Below are 21070 nucleotides of genomic sequence, written 5' to 3' on the forward strand. Positions count from 1 at the left end.
GGGGCTGCAGCCGGCCAACAGTCGTCCACAGTGACCGACGACCGGCCGTCAGGTCAAGTTTCGGTAACGACGCGGCCTGTCGACGGGCGGGCCGACAGGGCCTGCGCTAGGCGGTTCGTCCCGGTCCGGACGCAGCCTCGGCCGCGCCCGCCGTCCCGGCCGGACGCCATGAGCCGTATACCCGCTCGCTGTTCTCCGACACCGCCCGGCACAGCGACGGCACGTCGACGTTGAGCACCCCGGCCATGGCCCGCAGGGTCACCGGGACGAGGTAGGACGCGTTCGTCGCGCCCCGGTGCGGGCTCGGTGCGAGATAGGGCGCGTCGGTCTCGACGAGGAGGTGGTCCAGGGGGGTCGCGGCGAGGGCGTCGCGCAGCCCCCGGGCGTTCTTGAACGTGACGGTGCCGGCGAAGGACAGGTAGTAGCCGCGCTCGACGCACCGCAGCGCCATCGTGAGGTCGCCGGAGAAGCAGTGCAGCACGGTGCGCTCGGGCGCGCCCTCCTCGTCGAGGATGCGCAGGACGTCGTCGTGGGCGTCGCGGTCATGGATCTGCAGGGCCTTGCCGAGCCGCTTGGCCAGGTCGATGTGCCAGCGGAACCCGTCCTGCTGCACCGGGATGCCCTCGGGGCCGGTGCGGAAGTAGTCGAGCCCGGTCTCGCCGATGGCGCGGACGCGCTCGTGGGCGGCGTGCCGCTCGACCTGTGCATAGGCCTCCTCGAGCCGACCGGCCGCCGCGAGACGCGGAACCTCGTTGGGGTGCAAGGCGATCCCGCCGACCAGCTCGGGGAAACGGTCGATGGCGTCGACGGTGAAGGCGATGCCCTCGAGGTCGCAGCCCACCTGCACCATCCGGGTCACACCGACCGACCTGGCCCAGGCGACCGCCTCGGCGACGTCGAAGGGAGCGTCGCCCTCGCGCGTGATGTCGAGGTGGACGTGGTTGTCGACGACGTCGATCGGCAGCGGGTCGGGCCGGTCCGGCAGACCGTGGTGTCCCGACGAGTGCGGGCTCATGCGCCCGCGGCCTCGTCGGCGTCCGGCTCCGCGCCGGACTCGCCGGACTCGCCGGACTCGACTGACTCGGCGGGCTCGTCGGAATCGGTGGACGCGTCGCCGAGACGTCCGCGCTCGGCCTCGATCACGGCCTCGGCGTCGAGCTTGGTGAAGACGCCGGTCGGCTTCGCGATCGGCGTTCCCGGCACGACCGGCCTCGACTCCCACCGCGGGGTCGCGGAGTAGTCGCCGGTGATGACGGGGTAGCAGCGGCTGTCGTCGTCGAGGTCGCGCACCATCTCGAGGCGAGGCATCGGCATGAGCTCACCCTCGCCGCCGAGCACCGCGTGGACCCGGTTCGCGGCGTGCGGGAGGAACGGCGCGATGAGCGTGTTGATGTCCGAGACGGCCTGGGTCAGCGTGTGCAGCACCGTGCCGAGCCGCTCGCGCTGGTCATCGCCCTTGAGCTTGAACGGCTCCGTCCTCGAGACGTACGCGTTGGCCTCGCCGACGACGCGCATGACCTCCGCGAGCGCCGCCTTCTGCCGGTGCCGCTCGAGGGAGCCCCCGACGGTCTCGAAGGCACCGCGCACGGTGGCGAGCAGCTCCTCGTCGACGGGCTCGAGCGGGCCGGGCTCCGGGATCTGGCCGAAGCTCTTGGCGACCATCGCGGCGGTGCGGTTGACGAGGTTGCCCCAGCCGGCGACGAGCTCGCTGTTGTTGCGCTGGACGAACTCGGCCCAGCTGAAGTCGGCGTCCTGGTTCTCGGGCCCGGCCGCGCAGATGAAGTACCGGATCGGGTCCGGCCCGTACCGGGCGACGATGTCCTGCACGTAGATGACGTGCTTGCGGCTCGTCGAGAACTGCCTGCCCTCGAGCGTCATGAACTCGGACGCGACGACCTCGGTCGGCAGGTCGAGCTGGCCGTACGGCCCGGGCACGCCGCCCTTGTCACCGTGGCCCGCGTAGGCGAGCAGCTCGGCCGGCCAGATCTGGCTGTGGAAGGTGATGTTGTCCTTGCCCTGGAAGTAGTAGGACACGGCCTCGGGGTCGTTCCACCACTCGCGCCAGCGGTCCTCGTGGCCGGGGCCCAGACGACGCGCCCACTCGATCGAGGCCGAGAGGTAGCCGATGACGGCGTCGAACCAGACGTAGAGGCGCTTGTTCGGGTTGTCCTGCCACCCCGGCAGCGGCACCGGGATGCCCCAGTCGATGTCGCGGGTCATGGCACGCGGCCGGACGTCCTTGAGAAGGTTCTTGCTGAACTTGATGACGTTCGGGCGCCACGTGCCCGACGCCTCCCGGCCGTCGAGCCACTGCCCGAGCGCGTCGGCGAGCGCCGGGAGGTCGAGGAAGAAGTGCTGCGTCTCGACGAACTCGGGCGTCTCACCGTTGATCTTGCTGCGCGGGTCGATGAGCTCGTCGGCGTCGAGCTGGTTGCCGCAGTTGTCGCACTGGTCGCCGCGCGCGTCGGGGAACCCGCAGATCGGGCAGGTGCCCTCGATGTAGCGGTCGGGCAGCGTGCGACCCGTCGAAGGGCTGATCGCCCCCTTCGTCGTCTGCTCGATCATGTAGCCGTTGGCGTGCACCTGCCGGAACAGCTCCTGCACGACGGCGTAGTGGTTGCGCGTCGTCGTGCGGGTGAAGAGGTCGTAGGACAGGCCGAGGTCCGTGAGGTCCTGGGCGATGACCGCGTTGTACTTGTCGACGAGCTCCTGCGGCGTCAGGCCCTCCTCCTCGGCCAGGACGAGGATCGGCGTGCCGTGCTCGTCGGTGCCGGAGACCATGAGCACCTCGTGCCCCGCCATCCGCATGTACCTGCTGAAGACGTCGGAGGGCACGCCGAAACCGGCCACGTGGCCGATGTGGCGCGGGCCGTTGGTGTACGGCCAGGCGACGGCTGACAGGACATGACTCATGCGGTGAATCCTAGGCACCCGCCAGATGGGGCCGCGCCGGTGTCGGAATCCTTCAAGCGCCGACGCGGCCGGGCGGGTATGACGGAGGCATGACTGGACATGTGGCGACGGCACAGGTGACGGTCGACGCGTCACCCGAGCGGACGTGGCAGACCCTGACCGACCCCGAGCGGGTCACGCAGTGGATGGCCGGGACGACGCTGACGACGGACTGGTCGGTGGGCGGACCCATCACCTGGGCGGGTGAGATCGAGGGTCGGGCCTACGAGGACAGGGGCGAGGTGCTCGAGGTCGACGAGCCCCGACGCCTGTCGGTGACCCACTACAGCCCGCTCATGGGCCAGGACGACGTCCCGGAGAACTACCACACGGTGACCTACACCCTCGACGGCGCGGGCGAGGGACCGACGACCGTGTCGCTCGAGCAGGACGGCAACGAGTCGGCCGCGCAGGCCGAGCAGTTCTCGCAGAACTGGCAGTCGATGCTCGAGGGGCTCAAGGCCGTCGCCGAACGAGGCTGACGGGCCGAGACCCTTGGGACACAGCCGAACCGGCGCCACCCGGCCGGGGTGACGCCGGCTCGGCTGTGTCGTCGCCCTGGTCGGCCGTGGCCGACGGGTCACTCGGTGAAGTTCACCTCGAGGCTGATCGGCACCGCCTTGAGCGCCTGGCTGACCGGGCACCCCTCCTTGGCGGCCTGGGCGGCCTCCTCGAACTGCTCGGCCGTCAGGCCGGGAACCTTGGCCGTGACGGACAGCTCGATGCCGGTGATGCCGGTGCCGGGCTGGAAGGTGACGGCGGCCTTGGTGTCGATGCTCTCCGGCGGCGTCCCGGCCTTGGCGAGCCCGTTCGACAGCGCCATGGAGTAGCAGGTCGAGTGTGCCGCCGCGATGAGCTCCTCCGGGCTCGTGCGCCCGCCGGGCTGCTCGGCGCGCGAGGCCCACGTGACCTCGTGGGTGCCGAGGTTCGACGACTCGAAGGTGACCTGTCCGGACCCCTCCATGAGCGAGCCCTCCCAGTGCGCGGACGCGTTGCGGATCGTAGCCATCCCTGCTCCTTGCCTCGTGTGTCTGGATGCGGCGCCGGTCGCAGCACCCGCCGGCGCAACGCGCCGCGTCCCGGCCGTGTTCCACCCTGATCCCAGGGCGTCCACCCTTCAAGACCTACCAGCCCGACCCGCCCGACGGGACGCGGGGAGCCGCGGTCGTGGCCCGCCGGCCTCAGCCCCGGGACACCGCCGCGTCGTAGAGCACCTTCTTCGACAGGCCGGTCTCGGCGGCCACGATGCCGGCGGCGTCCTTGAGCCGCTCCCCCTGCCCGACGCGTCGGCGGACCTGCTCGACGGCGTCGTCCACCGAGGCGAGGCGTCGATCCGCCCCCGCCACGACGACGGTGATCTCGCCCTTGACCCCCGCCTGTGCCCACTCGACGAGCTCGGCGAGGGTGCCGCGTCGGACCTCCTCGTACGTCTTCGTCAGCTCGCGGCACACCGCGGCCCGGCGGTCGGCCCCGAACGCGTCGCCCATCGCGGCGAGCGTGTCGGCGAGGCGGTGCGGCGCCTCGAAGAAGACGAGCGTCCGGCGTTCCTCGGCCACCTCGGCGAGGGCCCGGGTCCGCTCGCCCGGCTTGCGCGGGAGGAACCCGTCGAAGCAGAACCGGTCGACGGGCAGGCCCGACACGGCGAGCGCCATGAGGACGGCGCTCGGCCCGGGCACGCACGTGACGCGCACCCCCGCCTCGACGGACGCGGCGACGAGGCGGTAGCCCGGGTCGCTGACGGAGGGCATGCCCGCGTCCGTGACGACGACGACGCGCTCGCCCGCGACGAGCCGTTCGACGAGCTCGGGCGTCCGGCTCGCCTCGTTGTGCTCGTGGTAGCTGAGGACCGTGCCGCGCGGGGTGACGTCGAGCTCGGTGAGCAGCCGCCGCAGCCGCCTCGTGTCCTCGGCGGCTACGACGTCCGCCTCGGCGAGCTCGGCCCCGAGCCGGGGCGCGGCGTCGCGCGGGTCGCCGATGGGGGTGGCCGCGAGGACGAGGGTGCCGGTGCTCATGGCGTCATCCTCGCAGGGCCACCGCCCGGCCACCGGGGACGGCGGGCCGGACGGACGGCGACCCAGGTGTCCAGATTCCGTCCCCCATCGTGGACCGGTAACCATCCGGAAACCTCGACGCGGTACCACTGACGCATGAGCACCCAGGACCGGGCCACCACCGAGCAGCTCCTCGAGGCCGACCGGCGCGAGCCGAACGTCGCGACGTTCGCCGGTGGCGTCTCCTCCGCGCAGCAGCACGCTGCCCTCCGGGCGTCGGTGCGCCAGCTCGGGACGCTCCTCGGCGAGGCGCTCACGCGGCACGAGGGACCCGAGCTGCTCGAGCTCGTCGAGAAGGTCCGTGGTCTGGCCCGCCAGCCCGAGGACGACGAGCTGCGTGCGCTCCTCGAGGGGGTCGACGCACCGACCGCCGTCGTGCTCGCCCGGGCCTTCACCGGCTACTTCCAGCTCGTCAACGTCACCGAGCAGCTGCACCGGTGGCAGGAGCTGAGCGCCGTCGACGAGGGACCGCTCGCCGCGACGGTGCGGCGCATCGGGGAGGCGCTCGAGTCCGGCAGCCTGGAGCGCGAGCAGCTCGACGACGTCCTCGCCCGGCTCGAGTACCGGCCGGTCTTCACGGCCCACCCCACGGAGGCCACCCGGCGGACCGTCCTGAACCTCCTACGGCGCATCGCGGCCACCGTCACCGAGCTCGAGGACCCGCGCCGCCCGGCCACCGAGAGTGCGCGCACCGAGCGCCGCCTCGCCGAGCTCGTCGACATGCTGTGGCAGACCGACGAGCTGCGCATCGTGCGGCCCGAGCCCACCGACGAGGCGCGCACCGCGATGCACACGCTGCGCTTCCTCGCCGCCCAGGTCGTGCCGGACCTCCTCGGCGAGCTCGACCGCACCCTCGCCGGCATCGGCGTCGAGCTGCCCGCGTCCGCGCGTCCGCTGCGCTTCGGCGCCTGGGCGGGCGGTGACCGCGACGGCAACCCCAACGTGACGCCCGAGGTGACGCTGGAGGTCATCGGCCTGCAGCACGACGTGGGCCTCGAGGAGCTCGTCGACAAGCTCGACCACATGCTCCACGAGCTGTCCTCGTCGACCCGCGTCGTCACGGTCACCGACGCCCTGCGTGAGAGCCTCGAGCGCGACGCCACGGCGCTGCCGGTGACCTACGAGTCGGTCCGACGGCTCAACGCCGAGGAGCCGTACCGGCTCAAGCTGAGCTTCGTGCGGGTCCGCCTGCTGCGGACCCGGGACCGCCTCGCACACGGCACGCCGCACGAGCCCGGCCGCGACTACACGACCTTCGACGAGCTGCTCGCCGACCTCGTCCTCGTCCGCGAGTCGATGCTCGCCGGCGGTGACACCCTGACCGCCGACGGCGCCATCCTGCGGCTCATCCGCGCGGCGGTCGCCACCGGCACCGGCCTGGCCACCCTCGACGTGCGCGAGCACAGCGACAAGCACCACGCCGCGCTCGCCGAGCTGTACGACCGCCTCGACGAGCTCGACACCCCGTACGGCGAGCTCGACCACGCGGGCCGCATCACGGTGCTGTCGCGGGAGATGGCCTCGCGCCGCCCGCTCACCGGCGCCGGCACGCACGACCTCGGTGAGGCGGCGACGGCCTCGCTGTCCCTCATGGCCGCGATCGGCCGCGCGCTCGACACGTACGGCGAGGAGTGCATCGAGACCTACATCGTGTCGATGACCCACGACGTCGACGACCTCTTCGCCGTCGTCGTCCTGGCCCGCGAGGCCGGACTCGTCGACACGGGAAGCGAGACGAGGGCGGCGACGGCCCGGATCGGCTTCGCGCCCCTGTTCGAGACGGTCGCCGAGCTCGAGGCCGCGGGCCCCCTCCTCGACGCGCTCCTGTCCGACGCGTCCTACCGCCGCGTCGTCGCGGCGCGTGGCGACGTGCAGGAGATCATGCTCGGCTACTCCGACTCGTCGAAGGACGCGGGAATCGCCGCGTCGCAGTGGCAGATCCACCGCGCGCAGCGCGCCCTGCGCGACGTCGCGCGTCGGCACGGCGTCGTGCTGCGGCTCTTCCACGGGCGCGGCGGCTCGGTCGGACGCGGCGGCGGCCCCACGGGCGAGGCCATCCTCTCCCAGCCCTACGGCAGCCTCGACGGGCCGATCAAGATCACCGAGCAGGGCGAGGTCATCAGCGACAAGTACACGCTGCCGGGCCTGGCCCGGTTCAACCTCGAGGTGGCCCTCGCCGCGGTGCTCGAGGCGTCGGCCCTGCACCGGCGGTCCCTCCTGCCGCGGGACGTCCTCGACGGCTGGAACGGCACGATGGACGTCGTGGCCGGTCGGGGCCAGGACGCATACCGCGCGCTCGTGCGCGACCCCGGACTCGTCCCGTTCTTCGTCTCCGCGACGCCCGTCGACGAGCTCGGCAAGATGAACATCGGCTCGCGCCCCTCGAAGCGTCCCGGTGGCGCCGGCGGCCTCGATGACCTGCGCGCCATCCCGTGGGTCTTCGGCTGGACCCAGTCGCGGATCATCCTGCCCGGCTGGTTCGGCGTCGGCTCCGGGCTCGCCGCCGCCCGGGAGGACGGCCGCGAGAGCACGCTGCGCGAGATGTACGGCTCGTGGGCCTTCTTCCGCACCTTCCTGTCCAACGTCCAGATGACGCTGGCCAAGACCGACCTCGACATCGCCGCCGGGTACGTGCGGGCGCTCGTGCCCGAGGACGTCGCCGGCATCTTCGACACGATCCGCGCCGAGCACGCCCGGACGGTCGAGGAGGTGCTGCGGGTCACGGGCCAGAAGGAGCTGCTCGAGTCGGCGCCCGTGCTGCGGCGGACCCTGCAGCTGCGGGACAGCTACCTCGCTCCCCTGCACGCCCTGCAGACCTCGCTGCTCGCGCGGTCGCGTGCCGTGCCCGACGACGCCGAGCCCGACGACGACGTCCAGCGGGCGCTGCTGCTGACCATCAACGGCATCGCGGCCGGCCTGCGCAACACCGGCTGACGCGTCAGCCGGCTGTGCTCACCGCGGCCCGGAGCAGGCGCTCGGCCTGCTCCCGCATGACGTCCCGCAGCTCGGGCGGGTCGAGCACCGTCATCTCCCACGGGAGCACGGCCAGGTGCATCGCCATCCAGCCGAGGTGGTTGCCGCCGGCCTCGAGGATGCAGTGCGCGCGGCCGTCGGCCGTCACGGTGCCGACCGACGGCGGGATCTGCTGCTCCACCACGGACTTCGACGCATGGATGCGGACGCGGCAGACGTGGTCGTAGGCGCCGCGGGAGATCGACCGACGCACGTGCTCCGCGGCGTCGGGGGCGTCGTCCCGGGGCTTGAAGCGCCAGCCGCGGGCCTCGGGGCCGCTGATCCGGTCGAGCCGGAAGGTGCGCCAGTCCTGCCGGTCGAGGTCGTAGGCGAGCAGGTACCAGCGACGGCCGGTGGCGACGAGGCGGTAGGGCTCGACGGTCCGCTCGCCCGCCCCGCGCGGACCGTCGTAGGCGAACCTGACCCGCTCGGTCTCGCGGCAGGCCCGCGCGAGCACGAGGAGCGTCGACGCGTCGACCGGTGAGGTCGTGCTGTCGAGCGTCACGGTGGCCTCGTGGATGGCCTCGACCTGCGAGCGCAGCCGGCCCGGAAGCACCTGGTCGAGCTTGGCCAGCGTGCGCACGGCGGCCTCGCCGAGGCCCTCGACGGTGCCACCCGCCGCGAGCCGCAGGCACACGGCGATGGCGACGGCCTCGTCGTCGTCGAGCAGCAGCGGCGGCAGCCGGCGCCCGGCCCCGAGCTGGTAGCCGCCGCCCGCGCCGTGCGCCGCGTTGACGGGATAGCCGAGCTCGCGCAGGCGGTCGACGTCGCGCCGCACGCTGCGGGTCGTCACGCCGAGGCGCTCGGCCAGCTCGGTGCCGCTCCAGACCGGCCGGCTCTGGAGCAGGTCGAGCAGCCGGAGAACGCGGGCGGTCGTGCCGTTGCCGTCGCTCGTCGTGGACATGGTCGGAGTCTGCCATTCACTTAGGACAGTTCTTGTCCTATATGCCTGCGACGATGGAGCCATGACACAGACGACACGCACGACCAGCACGACCATCGACTGGAACGAGACCCTCGTCGAGCAGGCCGACTGGCACTGGAAGAACCAGCTGCGCGCCCGCTTCGAGGGCCTGACGGACGACGAGTACTTCTGGGAGCCGGTCCCGGGCGCCTGGAACGTCCACCGGCGCGGCGAGGGCAGCACCGAGATCCAGGGCGGCAGCGGCGCGATGACGATCGACTGGGCCTACCCCGCCCCCGATCCGACGCCGGTGACGACGATCGCCTGGCGCCTGGCCCACATCGTCGTCGGGGTGCTCGGCGCCCGGGCCCACAACCACTTCGGGGCGCCCGAGGCCGACTACTTCACCTTCGACTACGCCGCGACGGCCGACCAGGCCCTCGCCCAGCTCGACAGTGCCTACGCCGCCTGGTTCGACGGCGTGCGCAGCTGGGGCGCCGAGGGGCTGACCGAGCCGTGCGGCCCCGCGGAGGGCTTGTTCGCGGACGCGTCGCGCGCCACCCTCGTGCTGCACATCAACCGCGAGCTGATCCACCACGGCGCGGAGATCGCCCTGCTGCGCGACCTCTGGGCCCACCGCACCGCTTGACCCGGCACCCACCGACCCGCACCCTCCGACCGTCACACGGCCTCATCCACCCCCGCCCGCCCGCCCAAGGAGCTCCCCATGCCCGCACAGGTTCCCCCCGTCGTCGACGAGCGCGACGGCCTCATCGCCTACATCGACCAGCAGCGCGACGCCTTCGCCTCGGCCGCCTACGGCCTGACCGAGGAGCAGATCCGCCTCACCCCCACCGCCGGAACCCTGTCGATCGGGGGACTCGTCAAGCACGTCACGAGGTGCGAACGCGGCTGGGTCGAGCGCATCGCCGCGGCGCCCGGGGCCCCGGCACCGCCCGACGCCTCGGTCGACGAGCAGGCCGCGGCCTGGGGCGACGACTTCCGCGTCACCGACTCCGACACCCTCGACTCGCTCCTCGCCGCCCTCGCCGCCCAGGGCGACGTGACGCGCGAGGTGCTGCGCACCGCCGACCTCGACGCCGCGGTCCCCGTGCCGCGGGACGCGCCGTGGTTCCCCCGGGACCTGGAGGCGTGGTCCGTGCGCTGGGTGGCGCTGCACCTCGTCGAGGAGCTCGCCCGCCACGCCGGGCACGCCGACATCGTCCGGGAGTCCATCGACGGCGCGACGATGTACGAGCTCGTCGCCGGGCGCGAGGGCTGGCCGGACACGCCGTGGCTCAAGCCGTGGCGTCCCCCGGTGGCGACGCAGGCCTGAGCCGGAAGAGCCGAGCCAGCGACAGGCGAAGGGCCCTTGGGAGTATGAGTCCCAAGGGCCCTTCTGGGCGACCGGTCGTGGTGACGCTCCCGGCCGACGGCTCGGTTCCTCTGGTCTCACCAGCCCCGTCACCCGGCTGGCGCAGTGGGTCACCCCACCGTACGGACCATCGTCCCCGTCCCGTCCCGCTCTCCCGGAGGAGGGCGTGAGAGATTTCTATCCGCTATGAGCCTGTGCCACAAGGGTTTTCGCAAAGGAAACTCCCGGTACACAGGAAGATCGCGTGTCGTCCACAGCATGGCGACGCTCGTCCACACCCGGAGCTGCTATGTGCACAGGTTGTCCCCCGGCGCCTGTGGACGGCCGAGGGCGGGCCTCGGGGTGGCGGCGTCGCCGCGTCAGCCGGCGGACGCCAGGACGCCCTCGAGCAGCCGGGCCGCCGCCTCCGCGACCTCCGCACCGGACGTGTCGCCCGCCCGACGCCGGTGCCCCGCCGCCTCGCGCAGGCCCGCGACCTCGTCGGCGACGACCGCTCGCTCGTCGCCGGGCCCGAGCACCCGGCGCTCGACCTCGGCCGCCCCGACGCCGATGGCCGCGCCGGCCACGTGCTCGGACGAGGTGAGGGGCCGCCCGACCCCGGACGCGTCGCGGAGCGGGACCGCCTCCGCGTTGTCGAGGGCGGCGAGCGTCGACCGCAGCGCCGACACGAGGTCCCGGTCACGCTCGCGCATGGCGGTGGTGAGGCGGTCGCGCAGGGCGCGGCGCAGGGGCGAGGTCGTCATGACGACGACGCTAGACGCGAGTCACCAAGGGAGCCAGCGCATTTCGACACCACCACGAATGAAGCCACGAAGATGGCTGCGGCTCAGTGGATCTCGAGCAGTCGCTCGCGGAAGAAACGGCGCACCGCGGCGACCGCCTCGGGGTGCCGGTGGTCGGTGAGCGTGGAGTGCCCCGCGCCGTCCAGCTCGACCGCGAGGAAGCCCTCACCCAGCTCGCGCCGCAGCGTGTCGAAGCGCGTCCCGGTGACCCAGTCGCCGCGGTAGCGCAGGCCGAGCACCGGGCACCCGTCCGCGACCCGGCGTCGGACGGCCGCGAGGTCGGAGGCCCCGAGGTTGAGGTCGGCCGCCCGCCGCGGCCCGAGCGGCAGCGGCACGGCGGGCTGGGCGACGACGGGCGCCACGACGACGGGGTCGACCATCATCGCGAGCGCGAAGCCGCCGGTGAGGCACATGCCCAGAGCGCCCACGCCGACGCCGCCGGCGCGTGCGTGCAGGTCGCGGGCGAGGCTGCGCAGCCAACCGGCGAGCGGCGCGGTGCGGCCCACCGCGACCATGGTGAACTCGCGCGTCACGCACAGCCGTGGCACGACGCGGACGGCCTCCCACGTGCGCGGCGGGGCGTGCGCGGAGCCGAACAGGTGCGGCATCGCCACGGTGAAGCCATCACCGGCCAGCTGGTCGCCGAGCTCGACGACCTCCGGCGTGAGGCCGGGGCTCTCGTGCACGAGGACGATGCCCGGCCCTGAGCCGCGCTCGTAGACGGGATGGGTGAACCCGTCCGCGGCGTGCTCGCCGCGCTGCCAGCCGGAGAGCAACGCCACGCGCTGACCGTACCCGCGCACCGCGTCGTGCCCTCCGACCGCAGCCGCTGCGTGGCTACAGTGACGCCATGTCGACCCCGGGCCTCCTGACGCGGTTGCTCTCGCGCCCCTCGCCCTGGGACCCGGTCACCGTCGACGACCCTGTGGCGCGACACGGGCTGCGGCGCGAGACCCTCCTCGTCCTCGGCGTCAGCCTCGGGTCGTCGGCTGTGTACGCCGTGCTGTCGATCATCGAGAAGCTGACCCGGGCCGTGCCGCTGTCGCAGCAGACGACCGCGATGAACCAGTCGGCCACGCCGGACCGGCCCTGGCTCGACCTCGCCTACCAGCTGGCCAACATCCTGCTGCCGCTCGTGCCCGTGGTCCTCGCCCTCTACCTGCTCGACCACGTGCGCCGCCCGGCTCCCGCGGTCCGGGCCGCCCGGTTCCTCGGGCTCGACCGCACCGAGCCCCGGCGCGACCTGCTCCGCGGTGTCGGCCTGGCCGCCGTCATCGGCATCCCCGGCCTCGGCCTCTACCTCCTCGCCCGCGCGCTCGGGGTCAACACGACCGTGTCGGCCGCCAGCCTCGAGGCCGTCTGGTGGTCCGGCCCGGTGCTCGTGCTCGCCGCCGTCGGCAACGCCGTGCTCGAGGAGGTCGTCATGGTCGGCTACCTCTTCACCCGGTGGCGCCAGGCCGGGTGGGCCTGGCCCCTCGTCATCGCCGCCTCCGCCGTGACCCGCGGCACCTACCACCTCTACCAGGGCTTCGGCGGGTTCGTCGGCAACATCGCCATGGGGCTGCTCCTCGGCCTCGTCTTCGTCCGGACCCGGCGCGTCATGCCCCTCGTCGTGTGCCACACGGTCCTCGACGTCGTCGCCTTCGTCGGGTACTCGGTGCTCCGCTCCCACGGCGTCACCCTCTGAGTCCAGGCCCGCCGCACCCAGCGGCACTGCATACGATGGCGCGCATGAACTCGACCCGACAGGTGCGCGTCCGCCTGCTCGGGGACCCGGCCGACGACTTCCGGCTGAGGCGACGCGTCGCCGGACGCATCGCCTGGCTCGGCTGGGCCGGACCGCTGTTCTTCACGCTCGTCGGCGGCTTCATGCGCTTCTGGCACGTCGGGGCGCCGCACCAGCTCGTGTTCGACGAGACGTACTACGTCAAGCAGGGCTGGTCGATGGTCCTGTTCTGGTTCGAGATGAAGAACGACGACGTGCTGCAGCAGGCCAACCAGGTCGACCAGCACTTCACCGCCAACGACCCGATGGTGTACGGCACCGAGGGCGACTTCGTCGTGCACCCGCCGGTCGGCAAGTGGCTCATCGGCTGGGGCGAGGTCCCCTTCGGCATCCTCAACTCCTTCGGCTGGCGCTTCGCCGTGGCCCTCGCCGGCACCATCTCGATCTTCATGCTCGGACGTATTGCGAGACGGCTCTTCCGCTCCGACCTGCTCGGCACCGTCGCGGCAGCGCTGCTCGCCTTCGAGGGGCACCACTTCGTCCACTCCCGCACCGGCCTGCTCGACATCTTCGTCATGTTCTTCGGGCTCGCCGCCTTCGGGGCGCTGCTCCTCGACCGGGACCGGGCGCGGGAGGTGCTGGCGCGCAAGGTGGGTGACCGGCCGCGTGCCGCGACGTCATGGCTCGGCCCCTGGCTCGGCTGGCGGCCCTGGCGCTGGGTCGCCGGCGTCATGCTCGGGCTCTCGGCCGGCACCAAGTGGTCCGGCCTCTACTTCCTCGTCGGGTTCGGCCTGCTCACCGTCCTCTGGGACGTCGGCGCCCGCCGCGCGGCCGGTGTCCGCGGCTGGGGGGTCGGGGCGCTGGTCAAGGACGGCCCGTTCGCGTTCGTCCAGCTCGTCGTGACGGCGGTGCTCACCTACGTCGGCAGCTGGACGGGCTGGATCCTCACGCAGGGCGGTTCGTTCCGCACGTGGGGCGCCACGAACCCCGACACCCGGTACGCGTGGCTGCCGGACTGGTGGCGCTCGCTGTGGGCCTACCACCAGCAGATGTACGCCTCGACCCAGGCGATCACGTCCTCGCACCCGTACCAGACCAACCCCTGGTCCTGGCTCATCCAGGGCCGGCCCACGTCGTTCTACTACGAGGGCCCGAAGAAGGGCTCGGACGGCTGCCTCGTCGACCAGTGCAGCAAGGCCATCACCTCGATCGGCACCGTGTCGATCTGGTGGACGGCGACGGTCGCGATTCTCGTCCTGCTGTTCATGTGGGCCCTGCGTCGCGACTGGCGGGCCGGCGCCGTGCTCTGCGGCCTCTTCTCGGGCTACCTGCCGTGGTTCTTCCTCGGCAACCGCACGATCTACTCCTTCTACGAGGTCGCGTTCGTGCCATGGGCCGTCCTCGCCTGCGTGTACGTCCTCGGGATGGTCATGGGTGGGCGCGAGGCGTCCGTCACGCGTCGACGCGTCGGTCTGGGCGTCATCGGCGGGTTCGTCCTCCTGACGATGGCCCTGTTCGCGTTCTTCCACCCGATCTACGTCGCCGACGTCATCCCGCTGACGGAGTGGCAGGCCCGGATGTGGTTCCCGAGCTGGGTCTGAGGGGCTACAGCCGCTGACGTAGTCGCGGCTCGTCCGTGGGCGGGTCGACCGCCCTCGTGGCCGGACCTACCGTCAGCCCATGAACCCGGGGTCGTCAGCGTCTCCTGCCCTGAACCGGCACCGGCGGGGACGGTGGCTCGCCCGCCTGCTGCCGCCCGCCATCGTCGCCGCGCTGGCGCTCCTCGTGGGGGGACCGATGCAGCCCGGCTGGGCCGCCGGTTCGGTGGACGAGGTGCACTACACCTTCACCGGGTCGACGTCGGTCGCCCTCGACTGGCGCGGCAGCGCGAACGACGTGCGGTGGGGCACCAGCACCACGTACGGGCAGACCGCGACCGGCGTGGCCCCCGGATGGACGCCGTGGGACTCCCCCGGGCCCTTCTGGCAGCTCGAGCTGGACGGCATCGTGCCGGGCACGACCTACCACTACTCGATCGGCGGCGGACCCGACTACACCTTCCACGCGCCGCCGACCTCGAGCTTCCGGTTCGATGCCATCGGTGACGTCGGCGACACCGTCAACTTCTCCAAGCTGGGGGCGACCCTCGACAACATCACCTCCGACGACCCGTCGTTCGTGCTCATGGTCGGCGACCTGACGTACGCCAACGGCACGACGATGGACGCCGTGCACCAGCACTTCAACGACGTCATGCGCTGGAGCACCCGCGTGGCGTACATGCCTGCCTGGGGCAACCACGAGTACGACGTGGCCGGCTCGGACGACCTGCGCAACTACAAGGGCCGCCTCCTCATGCCGAACGCGGCCGCCTCCCCGGGGTCGCCGGCCATCTCCGCCGGCGGCAACGACTGGGGCTGGTTCGACGCCGGTCCGGTCCGGTTCATCGCCTACCCCGAACCGTGGACCGGCGCCTGGAGCGACTGGCAGTCCAAGGCCGGCCCCCTGATGCGGCAGGCCCAGGACGACCCCACCATCAAGTACATCGTCACGTACGGCCACCGGCCCGCCTACTCGACCGGCTACCACCGCGGCGAAGCGGGCATCGCCTCGATCCTCGACGGTTTCGGGCAGTCCTACAGCAAGTACGTCCTCAACATCAACGGCCACTCCCACGACTACGAGCGCTTCCAGCCGATCCAGGGCGTCACGCACGTCACCGTCGGCGCGCCGTCGTCGCTCGAGACGCCGTGGACCAGCACCGACCCACGCACCGCGTTCCGGGCCTTCCACCTGTCCCACCTGCGCGTCGACGTCGGGTCGACCGGCCTCAAGCTGCAGGCCGTGTGCGACGAGTCGACGACGAAGGAGGACATGGCCTGCGTCGCGGGAAGCGTCATGGACGAGTTCGTCATCGGCACGCCGCCGGTCCTGCCCGTGGCGACCGACTACTACGTCGACAAGACCAGCCCCGTCTGCACCGACTCGGGCAACGGCACGTCGAGCACGCCGTTCTGCACGATCACCAAGGGCGTCAGCCGGCTGCAGGCCGGCAACGCGCTCTACATCGGTGACGGCACCTACGCGGAGACGGTCAAGCCGTCGGTGTCGGGCACCGCGAGCGCGCCGATCACCATCACGAGCTGGCCGGGCCGCAGCCCCGTCATCGGCACCGGCGTGACCAACGGCGCGTACCTGTCGACGAGGAGCTACATCGAGCTGTCCAACCTCACCTTCACGGGAACGACGGGCGACGGCATCTACGTGACCAAGAGCGACCACGTCACCATCCGCGGCAACACCGTCACCAATACGGGGCGACAGGCCCAGGGGGCGACCGCACCCGGCATCAGCATCCGCGCGACGAACAGCTCGCTCGTCGCCGACAACAACACCAACCACAACAGCGACACCGGCATCTACATCACGAACACCTCGACCGGGAACACCGTGACCAACAACCAGTCGAGCTTCAACGCCCAGGGCTGGCAGCGCAACGCCAACGGCATCAACGTCACGAGCCCGGGCAACGTCATCTCGAGGAACGTCACCCACGACAACGAGGACACGGGCATCCAGCTCTACACCGGCGGCAACAACAACCTCGTCACCCTCAACGTCACGTACAACAACGGCGACCACGGCATCGACAACCTCAACGTCACCGGCGGGACCGTCGTGGGCAACACGGTGTACCGCAACTGCACCAGCGGCATCAACCTCGAGGGCCTGTCCTCGGGCAGCTACCAGATCGCCAACAACATCGCCGTCGACAACGCCGTCTACCCGGCCTACGCCGGCATCGCCTGCGCACGCCGCGCGGGCAACATCGGCGTCTGGGACGGCGCCCAGAACAGCACGCTCGTCGACCACAACCTCGTCTACCTCAGCAAGAGCGGCGTCATGTACGCCTGGGGCACGACGTACACGAGCCTGACCGCGATGCGCGCTGCCTCCGGGCAGGAGGCCGCCGGCGTCCAGGCGGACGCCAAGTTCAGCAACGTCGGCACGTGGGACCTCTCGCTGCGCGAGGGGTCGCCGGCCATCGACCGCGGCGACAGCGGCGTGCCCGGAGCCCAGGCCACCGACATCCTCGGCTACCCCCGGGTGCGCGACCCCAACGTCGCCAACACCTTCGCGGCCGGGCCGCGGCTCTACGACGACCTCGGCGCGTACGAGTTCCAGCCCGACGTGGCCCCACCGGTCCAGCCGCCGGTCGCGAGGCTGACGCTGACCCCGACCAGCGGTACGGCTCCGCTCGCCGTCAGCGCCGACGCCTCCGCGTCGACCGACCCGCAGGGCCAGACCCTCTCGTACGCGTTCGACTTCGGTGACGGCACGAGTCTGCCCGCGCAGTCGTCCCCCACCGCAGCCCACACCTACCAGTCCGCCGGCACCTACACGGTCACCGTGACCGCCCGGAACACCTCCGGGCTCGTGGGCACCGCGAGCGGCTCGGTCGCCGTCGCCGCACCGCCGCCACCGGTGCAGCCGCCGACCGCCAGCCTCGTCATGACGCCGGCCAACGGCACCGCCCCGCTGTCGGTCACCGCCGACGCGTCGGCCTCGCGCGACCCGCAGGGCCAGAGCCTGAGCTACGCGTTCGACTTCGGTGACGGCACGACGCTGGCCGCCCAGGCCTCGCCCACCGCGACCCACGTCTACACCACCGTCGGCACGTTCACGGCGAAGGTCACCGTGCGCAACAGCAGCGGCCTCAGCAGCTCCACGACCGCGACGGTCGGCGTCACGTCACCGCCCGTCGTCCAGCCGCCGACGGCGTCGCTGACGGCCACGCCGTCGAGCGGGACGGCCCCGCTGGCCCTGACCGCCGACGCGTCGGCCTCCACCGACCCGCAGGGGCAGACGCTCTCGTACGCGTTCGACTTCGGTGACGGCACGACGGCGCCCGCGTCGACGACCTCGACCGCCACCCACACGTACGCCTCGGCCGGGAGCTACACCGTCACCGTCACCGTGACGAACACCTCCGGCCTCAGCGACAGCGCGGCCAAGACCGTGTCGGTCACGGCACCGCCACCACCGGTCCAGCCACCGGTCGCCTCACTGGCCGTGAGCCCCTCGACGGGCACGGCACCGCTGGCCGTCACGGCCGACGCGTCGGCCTCGACCGACCCGCAGGGGCAGACGCTGTCGTACGCGTTCGACTTCGGTGACGGCGCCACGGCGCCGGCGTCGGCGAGCGCGACGGCGACGCACACCTACACCGAGGCGGGCAGCTACACACTCACCGTGACGGTGCGGAACACGTCGGGCCTGGCGTCGAGCGACCACAAGACGGTCAGCGTCGCAACTCCGCCCCCGCCGCTCAAGGCGCCGACGGCATCGCTGAGCCTGACACCGTCGAGCGGCACCGCGCCGCTGGCCGTCACGGCCGACGCCTCGGCGTCGACCGACCCGCAGGGGCAGACCCTGTCGTACGCCTTCGACTTCGGTGACGGCACCACGGTGCCCGCGTCGACGACAGCCACGGCGACGCACACGTACGCCTCGGCCGGGAGCTACTCAGTCGTCGTCACGGTCACCAACACCTCCGGCCTGACCGCCACCGACCAGAAGTCGGTGCTGGTGTCGGCACCGCCGCCACCGCCCCGCGCGCCGTCCGCCGCCCTGTCCGTCAGCCCGTCGAGCGGCACGGCACCGCTCGCGGTCACCGCCGACGCCTCGGCCTCCACGGACCCGCAGGGGCAGACGCTGTCGTACGCCTTCGACTTCGGTGACGGCACCATCACCGGCACCTCCACCTCGGCCACCGCGACGCACAGCTACACGACCGCCGGCAGCTACACGGTCGTCGTCACGGTCACCAACACCTCCGGCCTGACCGCGACCGCCCAGAAGACGGTCAGTGTCTCCGCGGCGATCCGGCCGCCGACGGCCTCGTTGTCCGTGACCCCGTCCAGCGGCACCGCACCGGTCTCGGTCACCGCCGACGCGTCGGCCTCCACGGACCCGCAGGGGCAGACGCTGTCCTACGCCTTCGACTTCGGCGACGGCACCATCACCGGCACCTCCACCTCGGCCACCGCGACGCACAGCTACACGACCGCCGGCAGCTACACGGTCGTCGTCACGGTCACCAACACCTCCGGCCTGACCGCGACCGCCCAGAAGACGGTCAGTGTCTCCGCGGCGATCCGGCCGCCGACGGCCTCGTTGTCCGTGACCCCGTCCAGCGGCACCGCACCGGTCTCGGTCACCGCCGACGCCTCGGCGTCCACCGATCCGCAGGGGCAGACGCTGTCCTACGCCTTCGACTTCGGCGACGGCACCATCACCGGCACCTCCACCTCGGCCACCGCGACGCACAGCTACACGACCGCCGGCAGCTACACGGTCGTCGTCACGGTCACCAACACCTCCGGCCTGACCGCGACCGCCCAGAAGACGGTCAGTGTCTCCGCGGCGATCCGGCCGCCGACGGCCTCGTTGTCCGTGACCCCGTCCAGCGGCACCGCACCGGTCTCGGTCACCGCCGACGCCTCGGCGTCCACCGATCCGCAGGGGCAGACGCTGTCGTACGCGTTCGACTTCGGCGACGGCACGACCGTGCCCGCGTCGGCCACCGCCACGGCGACGCACAGCTACGTCTCGGCCGGCAGTTACACGGTCGTCGTCACCGTGACCAACACCTCCGGCCTGACCTCCACCGCGCAGAAGACGGTCACCGTCTCCGCGGCGATCCGGCCGCCGACGGCCGCCCTGTCCGTGACCCCGTCCAGCGGCACCGCACCCGTAGCCGTCACCGCCGACGCCTCCGGGTCGACCGACCCGCAGGGTCAGACCCTGTCGTACGCGTTCGACTTCGGCGACGGCACCATCACCGGCACCTCCACCTCAGCCACCGCCACGCACACGTACGCCTCGGCCGGGAGCTACACGGTCGTCGTCACGGTCACCAACACCTCCGGCCTGACCGGGACCGCGCAGAAGACGGTTACCGTCTCCGCGGCGATCCGGCCGCCGACGGCCGCGCTGTCCGTGACCCCGTCCAGCGGCACCGCACCCGTAGCCGTCACCGCCGACGCCTCCGCCTCCACCGACCCCCAGGGCCAGACCCTGTCCTATGCGTTCGACTTCGGCGATGGCACCACGGTGCCCGCGTCGGCCACCGCTACGGCGACACACACCTACAGCGTCGCCGGCAGCTACACGGTCGTCGTGACCGTGGCCAACACCTCCGGCCTGACCTCCACCGCCCAGAAGACGGTCACCGTCGCAGCGGCGATCCGGCCACCGACGGCCGCCCTGTCCGTGACCCCGTCCAGCGGCACCGCACCCGTAGCCGTCACCGCCGACGCCTCCGGGTCGACCGACCCGCAGGGCCAGACCCTGTCCTATGCGTTCGACTTCGGCGACGGCACCACGGTGCCCGCGTCGGCCACCGCCACGGCCACGCACACCTACAGCGTCGCGGGCAGCTACACGGTGACCGTCACCGTCACCAACACGTCCGGCGTCAGCGCCACGGCGCAGCGGTCGGTCACGGTCTCCGCGCCGCCACCCGGCTTCGTGGCCACGGTCGGGACGGCGTCGTCGACGACGTCGGCCTCCTCCGCGACCGTCACGCTCGGAACCGGGGCCGGCGTCCAGCAGAACCACCTCGTCGTCGTGACGCTCCAGGTGCTGACCAACTCGAACGGCGCCGCCAGCGTCACCGACACGGCCGGCAACACCTACACCCTCGCCCGGTCGGTGTCCGCGAGCGGCGGCCGGCTCCTCGTCCTCACGGCGCTCGCGACCAAGCCGCTGCCGCAGGGCGCCAAGATCACGGCGACCTTCCCGAAGGTCTCGTCGTACCGGATGGTCGTGGACGACCTTCAGGGTGTGACGCGGGTCGACCGGGTCGCCTCCGCGACCGGCACGACGGCCTCGTTCTCGTCCGGTCTGACCCAGACGACGACGGCGGCGCGTGAGGTCGTGTTCGGGGCGGTCGCCTCGTTCACTGCGGCGACGAACCCGACGTGGACCTCGGCGTGGACCGCGCTCACCGCGCAGGCGACGGGCCAGACGAACCTCGGCCGGGCCTACCAGCTCCCGACGTCCACCGGCACGTTCCGCGCGGACGGCACCACCTCGGGCACCTGGGCCGCGCTCGTCCTCACCTTCGCACCGTGACCACCGCACCGCGCCCGGCCCCGACGACGTGGCCGGGCGCGGTGACGGCACCGGCGCGCCGCCGTCGCGAGAGCGGCGGCAGCTGCCGCTGGGGCCCCTCCGTACCGATTGGATGAGCCGGTCCGCGTG

Annotated in this window: 14 protein-coding genes; 7 read left to right on the top strand and 7 right to left on the bottom strand. The window is 72.3% G+C overall.

The window, feature by feature from the left end:
- Nucleotides 1-106 precede the first annotated feature (106 nt).
- Together AC1VM9_RS01225 and metG are read right to left on the bottom strand one after the other, a co-directional pair.
- Nucleotides 107-1015: a TatD family hydrolase gene (locus AC1VM9_RS01225; protein WP_481343487.1), complete on the bottom strand. Its 909-nt coding sequence runs from the start codon at nt 1013-1015 to the stop codon at nt 107-109.
- Nucleotides 1012-2913: a methionine--tRNA ligase gene (gene metG, locus AC1VM9_RS01230; RefSeq protein WP_483120697.1), complete on the bottom strand. Its 1902-nt coding sequence runs from the start codon at nt 2911-2913 to the stop codon at nt 1012-1014. The genes AC1VM9_RS01225 and metG overlap by 4 nt, the downstream gene beginning before the upstream one ends.
- A gap of 89 nt (nt 2914-3002) precedes the next feature.
- Here metG and AC1VM9_RS01235 point away from each other — a divergent pair, with 89 nt between their 5' ends.
- The gene (locus AC1VM9_RS01235; protein ID WP_481343485.1) at nt 3003-3434 is read left to right on the top strand and encodes an SRPBCC family protein; all 432 of its coding nucleotides are present in this window, start codon (nt 3003-3005) and stop codon (nt 3432-3434) included.
- A gap of 98 nt (nt 3435-3532) precedes the next feature.
- Here AC1VM9_RS01235 and AC1VM9_RS01240 read toward each other — a convergent pair whose 3' ends face one another.
- Nucleotides 3533-3961, bottom strand: a complete 429-nt coding sequence (locus AC1VM9_RS01240; RefSeq protein ID WP_481343484.1) for an OsmC family protein — start codon at nt 3959-3961, stop codon at nt 3533-3535.
- 172 nt (nt 3962-4133) lie between these two features.
- Nucleotides 4134-4964 carry a 16S rRNA (cytidine(1402)-2'-O)-methyltransferase gene (gene rsmI, locus AC1VM9_RS01245; protein ID WP_483120700.1) on the bottom strand — a complete coding sequence of 277 codons (831 nt, stop codon included), beginning with the start codon at nt 4962-4964 and terminating at the stop codon, nt 4134-4136.
- Between the two features lie 135 nt (nt 4965-5099).
- Here rsmI and ppc point away from each other — a divergent pair, with 135 nt between their 5' ends.
- A complete protein-coding gene (gene ppc, locus AC1VM9_RS01250) occupies nt 5100-7937 on the top strand; it encodes a phosphoenolpyruvate carboxylase (RefSeq protein WP_483120701.1) in 2838 nt (945 codons plus the stop codon).
- Between the two features lie 4 nt (nt 7938-7941).
- Here ppc and AC1VM9_RS01255 read toward each other — a convergent pair whose 3' ends face one another.
- On the bottom strand, nt 7942-8919 hold the full coding sequence (locus tag AC1VM9_RS01255; RefSeq protein WP_483120703.1) for a helix-turn-helix transcriptional regulator: 978 nt from the start codon (nt 8917-8919) through the stop codon (nt 7942-7944).
- Between the two features lie 61 nt (nt 8920-8980).
- Here AC1VM9_RS01255 and AC1VM9_RS01260 point away from each other — a divergent pair, with 61 nt between their 5' ends.
- Together AC1VM9_RS01260 and AC1VM9_RS01265 are read left to right on the top strand one after the other, a co-directional pair.
- Nucleotides 8981-9568 (top strand): DinB family protein, encoded by a 588-nt coding sequence (locus tag AC1VM9_RS01260; RefSeq protein ID WP_483120705.1) that lies wholly within the window; start codon nt 8981-8983, stop codon nt 9566-9568.
- A gap of 78 nt (nt 9569-9646) precedes the next feature.
- Nucleotides 9647-10255 (top strand): DinB family protein, encoded by a 609-nt coding sequence (locus tag AC1VM9_RS01265; protein ID WP_483120707.1) that lies wholly within the window; start codon nt 9647-9649, stop codon nt 10253-10255.
- A 398-nt stretch (nt 10256-10653) separates the two neighbouring features.
- Here the strand turns inward: AC1VM9_RS01265 and AC1VM9_RS01270 are convergent, their stop codons facing one another.
- Both AC1VM9_RS01270 and AC1VM9_RS01275 read right to left on the bottom strand, forming a co-directional pair.
- Nucleotides 10654-11037, bottom strand: coding sequence for a hypothetical protein (locus AC1VM9_RS01270; protein WP_483120709.1), 384 nt, complete (start codon nt 11035-11037; stop codon nt 10654-10656).
- A gap of 83 nt (nt 11038-11120) precedes the next feature.
- Nucleotides 11121-11858, bottom strand: coding sequence for a dienelactone hydrolase family protein (locus AC1VM9_RS01275; RefSeq protein WP_481343534.1), 738 nt, complete (start codon nt 11856-11858; stop codon nt 11121-11123).
- Between the two features lie 68 nt (nt 11859-11926).
- Between AC1VM9_RS01275 and AC1VM9_RS01280 the strand changes: the two genes are divergently transcribed.
- The 3 genes from AC1VM9_RS01280 to AC1VM9_RS01290 all read left to right on the top strand — a co-directional run bounded on the left by AC1VM9_RS01280 (nt 11927) and on the right by AC1VM9_RS01290 (nt 20941).
- Complete coding sequence (locus tag AC1VM9_RS01280) at nt 11927-12763, top strand: CPBP family intramembrane glutamic endopeptidase (RefSeq protein WP_483120711.1); 837 nt, start codon at nt 11927-11929, stop codon at nt 12761-12763.
- A 44-nt stretch (nt 12764-12807) separates the two neighbouring features.
- Entirely contained in the window at nt 12808-14403 is a 1596-nt protein-coding gene (locus AC1VM9_RS01285; protein ID WP_483120713.1) for a dolichyl-phosphate-mannose--protein mannosyltransferase, read from the top strand.
- A gap of 79 nt (nt 14404-14482) precedes the next feature.
- Entirely contained in the window at nt 14483-20941 is a 6459-nt protein-coding gene (locus AC1VM9_RS01290; RefSeq protein ID WP_483120714.1) for a PKD domain-containing protein, read from the top strand.
- Nucleotides 20942-21070 lie beyond the last annotated feature (129 nt).

Source organism: Monashia sp. HAY1-11D, assembly GCF_056868035.1.